Origin of the sequence: Pseudomonas sp. NPDC087598, assembly GCF_044743525.1 — a bacterium.
GTDB lineage: Bacteria > Pseudomonadota > Gammaproteobacteria > Pseudomonadales > Pseudomonadaceae > Aquipseudomonas.
Genome location: NZ_JBIUWQ010000125.1, coordinates 1 through 4,422 on the forward strand (window position 1 = coordinate 1; position 4,422 = coordinate 4,422).

A 4,422-nucleotide genomic window follows, 5' to 3' on the forward strand; every position below is an offset into this window, starting at 1 on the left:
GCTGCGCTCTTTATGAGTGCCGCGCCACCTGTGACTGCTGCTTGCGTAGCCTTTCCGGATACCCGGTGCAGCTACGCAAGACTGCGTCCAGCGGACATTCCGCGGTGAGACTTGCTCGCAAGGCTCACGACGGGCCGTTACCGCCGTGGTTTCTTATTGTCTGTTAACGCTTCTTGCGGTTGGCAATGTGGATGGCGCCGCCATTCACAGCCAGAGCAGCTTCGTGCAAGGCTTCAGACAGGGTCGGATGGGAGAAAACCATCATGCCCAGGTCTTCAGCGCTGGTGCCGAACTCCATACCGATCGCGCCCTGCTGAACCAGTTCTGCAGCGCTCGGGCCAATCACGTGCACGCCCAATACGCGGTCAGTCTTGGCATCAGCGATGACCTTGACGAAACCACCGGTATCGTTGGCGGCCATGGCACGGCCGGAAGCGGCGAACGGGAAGGTGCCGACGTTAACTTCAACGCCTTCAGCTTTCAAGGCCTGCTCGGTTTTGCCAACCCACGCGATTTCCGGGTGAGTATAAATAACCGAAGGGATCAGGTCATAGTTCATCTGGGCTTTGTGGCCCTTGATGCGCTCGACAACCATGATGCCCTCTTCCGAGGCTTTGTGAGCCAGCATCATGCCGCGAACCACGTCACCGATGGCGAAAACGCCCGGTACGGTGGTGGCGCAGTGATCATCAACGTGCACGAAACCGCGCTCATCGAGGGTCACACCGCTGTCGGCAGCCAGCAGATCAGTGGTCACCGGACGGCGACCAACGGCTACGATCAGCTTGTCGAAAGTGATGGTCTGTTCGCCATTGGCATCGGTGTAGCTAACAACGACTTCGTCGCCGTTGACTTTCGAACCGGTTACGCGAGCGCCCAGCTTGATGTCCAGACCTTGTTTGGTCAGGGTTTTCAGCGCTTCCTTGGAAACAGCGGTGTCCGCTGCCATCAGGAAAGTGTCCAGTGCTTCCAGAACAACTACTTCGGAGCCCAGACGCGACCATACCGAACCCAGTTCCAGACCGATCACGCCAGCGCCGATCACGCCCAGACGCTTAGGTACGGTCTGGAATTCCAGTGCACCGGTCGAATCGACGATGACTTTCTGGTCAACCGGAGCCGGTGGAATGTCGATTGGACGCGAGCCTGGAGCCAGGATCACGTTTTCAGCTTCGATGACTTCAACCGAGCCGTCCGGCTTGGTGACTTCGACTTTCTTGCCAGCCAGCAGTTTGCCGTGGCCCTGGATCGAAGTAACGCCGTTGGCCTTGAACAGGGTGGCAACGCCGCCGGTCAGGTTCTTGACGATGCCAGCCTTGCGGCCAACCATCGCAGCGACGTCCATTTTGACTTCGCCAGTCGAGATACCGTGAACGTTGAAGCTTTCTTTGGCTTCCTTGTATTTCCAGGAGCTGTCCAGCAGCGCCTTGGAAGGAATGCAGCCGACGTTCAGGCAGGTACCGCCCAAGGCTTGCTTGCCTTCGGCGTCGGTGTACTTCTCGATGCAGGCAGTGGTCAGACCCAGCTGCGCGGCCTTGATGGCAGCTACGTAACCGCCAGGGCCGGCACCGATCACTACTACGTCAAATTTCTGCGACATTCAAAAAATCCTCTTTAGCGAAAAGCTTCAAGCCACAAGCTTCAAGCCAAGCCGCCCTTTCTTGCGGCTTGTTGCTCGAAGCTTGCAGCTGCTTCTATCAGATATCCAGCAACAGACGAGCCGGATCTTCCAGCAGGTTCTTGATGGTCACCAGGAAGGTTACAGCTTCTTTGCCATCGATCAGACGGTGATCGTAGGACAGTGCCAGGTACATCATCGGACGGATAGCGACCTGACGGGTGAGGGCCAGCGGACGCTGGATGATGTGGTGCAGGCCCAGACTCGCTGCCTGCGGCGGGTTGACGATCGGGGTCGACATCATCGAACCGAAGGTACCACCGTTGGTGATGGTGAAGGTACCACCGGTCATCTCGTCCATCGACAATTTGCCGTCACGGGCTTTCTTGCCGAAAGTGGCGATGCCGCCTTCGATTTCAGCCAGGCTCATCAGTTCGGCGTTACGCAGAACCGGAACAACCAGGCCACGGTCGCTGGAAACGGCAACGCCGATGTCCGCGTAGCCGTGGTAAACGATGTCAGCACCGTCGATCGACGCGTTGACAGCCGGGAAGCGCTTCAGCGCTTCGGTAGCTGCTTTCACGAAGAACGACATGAAGCCCAGGCGTACGCCGTTGTGGGACTTCTCGAACAGGTCCTTGTACTTCGAACGCAGAGCCATGACTTCAGTCATGTCGACTTCGTTGAAAGTGGTCAGCATCGCCATGTTCGACTGAGCTTCAACCAGACGCTTGGCCACGGTGGCACGAACGCGGGTCATCGGTACGCGCTTCTCGATGCGGTCGCCAGCGGCGAACACAGGAGCGGCAGCCGAAGGAGCAGCAGCCTTGGCAGGCGCGGCAGCTGGAGCGGCTTTCTTGGCAGCAACGGCTGCAACCACGTCTTCCTTGGTCACACGACCGCCTTTACCGGTGCCGGCAACGGAAGCGATGTTGATGCCGTTTTCTTCAGCCAGCTTGCGAGCAGCCGGTGCAGCAACAGGATCGTCTTCGCCTTCGGCAGCAGCCGGTGCAGCGGCAGCAGTTGCCGGAGCAGCAGCGGCGGCTGGAGCAGCGGCAGCAGCGCCGCCCGCTTCGATGGAGCCCAGGACTTCGTCGGACAGAACGGTGTCGCCTTCGTTCTTGACGATTGCGCCCAGCACGCCGTCAGCAGTAGCCAGAACTTCCAGTACGACTTTGTCAGTTTCGATGTCAACGATCAGATCGTCGCGCTTGACTGCGTCGCCCGGTTTTTTGTGCCAGGTGGCAACGGTGCCATCGGCAACCGATTCCGGGAAAGTGGGGGCTTTGATCTCGATAGCCATTATCTGTGGTTCCTTAAATTCGGTTTCAGGTGCGCGAAGGCGTTAAACGGTAAACGCGTCTTGCAGCAGTTTTTCCTGCTGCTCGGCGTGCATCGATGCGTAGCCACAAGCAGGTGCAGCAGAAGCCTCACGGCCCGCGTACTCAAGTACGAGAGATTTGTTGAGGTTGCTGATGCTGCGACGCAAGTGGTGCTGGCTGCAGTACCAGGCGCCCTGGTTCATCGGCTCTTCCTGACACCAAACGGCATGTTTGACGTTGGTATAAGGAGCCAGGACTTCTTTCAAGTCGTCCTCAGGGAATGGGTACAACTGCTCGATACGCACGATGGCGATATCTTCGCGGCCTTCGGCACGGCGTTTTTCCAGCAGGTCGTAGTAGACCTTGCCGCTGCACAGAACAACGCGCTCGACCTTTTTCGGGTCCAGGGCATCGATTTCCGGGATCACGGTCTGGAAAGAACCTTCGGCCAGATCTTCCAGTGTCGAGATGGCCAGCTTGTGGCGCAGCAGCGACTTCGGCGTCAGCACGACCAGCGGCTTGCGCAGCGGACGAATCACCTGACGACGCAGCAAGTGGTAGATCTGTGCCGGCGTGGTCGGTACGGCGACCTGAATGTTGTGCTCGGCGCACAGCTGCAGGTAACGCTCCAGACGTGCCGAGGAGTGCTCAGGACCCTGACCTTCGTAACCGTGTGGCAGCAACATGGTCAGACCGCAGAGACGGCCCCACTTGTGTTCGCCGCTGGTGATGAACTGGTCGATAACCACCTGTGCACCGTTGGCGAAGTCGCCGAACTGGGCTTCCCAGATCACCAGCGCATTTGGCGTGGTGGTCGAGTAACCGTATTCGAACGCCAATACCGCTTCTTCCGACAGGAACGAGTCGTACAGGTCAAAACGTGGCTGACCGTCGTACAGGTGCTGCAGCGGAATGTAAGTGCCGGCATCTTTCTGGTTGTGCAGAACAGCGTGACGGTGCGAGAACGTACCGCGACCGATGTCCTGACCCGTCATGCGGATCGGGTGACCTTCGAACGCCAGGGTCGCGTACGCCATGGTTTCGGCGTAACCCCAGTTGATCGGCAGGCCGCCGGCTTGCATCTTCTGACGGTCTTCGGAGATCGTCGCAACCTGACGCTGAACCACGATGCCCGCCGGACTTTCCAGCAGCTTGGCGGACAGTTCCTGCAGGGTCTTCAGATCGAAACGAGTGTCGTGACGCGCAGTCCAGGCGTGGCCCAGATACGGACGCCAGTCCACGAACAGCTCTTTGTTCGGCTCTTTGACCAGTGATTTCACAACATGCAGACCGTTGTCCAGCGCGTTGCGGTATTCGTCGACCTTGGCCTGAACACGTTCAGCGTCAAGTACACCGGCCTGAGTCAGACGATCAGCGTACAGCTCACGGGTGGTGCGCTGCTTGGTGATCTGCTGATACATCAGCGGCTGGGTGCCACTTGGCTCGTCGGCCTCGTTGTGGCCGCGACGACGGTCGCAGACC

At 58.8% G+C, this 4,422-nt stretch carries 3 protein-coding genes; all 3 read right to left on the reverse strand.

What is annotated here, in order from left to right; genetic code table 11:
• Positions 1-163 precede the first annotated feature (163 nt).
• Positions 164-1,600, reverse strand: a complete 1,437-nt coding sequence (gene lpdA / locus ACIOWE_RS29805) for a dihydrolipoyl dehydrogenase (RefSeq protein WP_339453598.1) — start codon at positions 1,598-1,600, stop codon at positions 164-166.
• A gap of 97 nt (positions 1,601-1,697) precedes the next feature.
• Positions 1,698-2,921 carry a 2-oxoglutarate dehydrogenase complex dihydrolipoyllysine-residue succinyltransferase gene (odhB, locus tag ACIOWE_RS29810; RefSeq protein ID WP_401398533.1) on the reverse strand — a complete coding sequence of 408 codons (1,224 nt, stop codon included), beginning with the start codon at positions 2,919-2,921 and terminating at the stop codon, positions 1,698-1,700.
• A gap of 42 nt (positions 2,922-2,963) precedes the next feature.
• Positions 2,964-4,422 (reverse strand): thiamine pyrophosphate-dependent enzyme (locus tag ACIOWE_RS29815; RefSeq protein WP_401398535.1); only part of this gene is annotated, 1,459 nt, incomplete at its 5' end.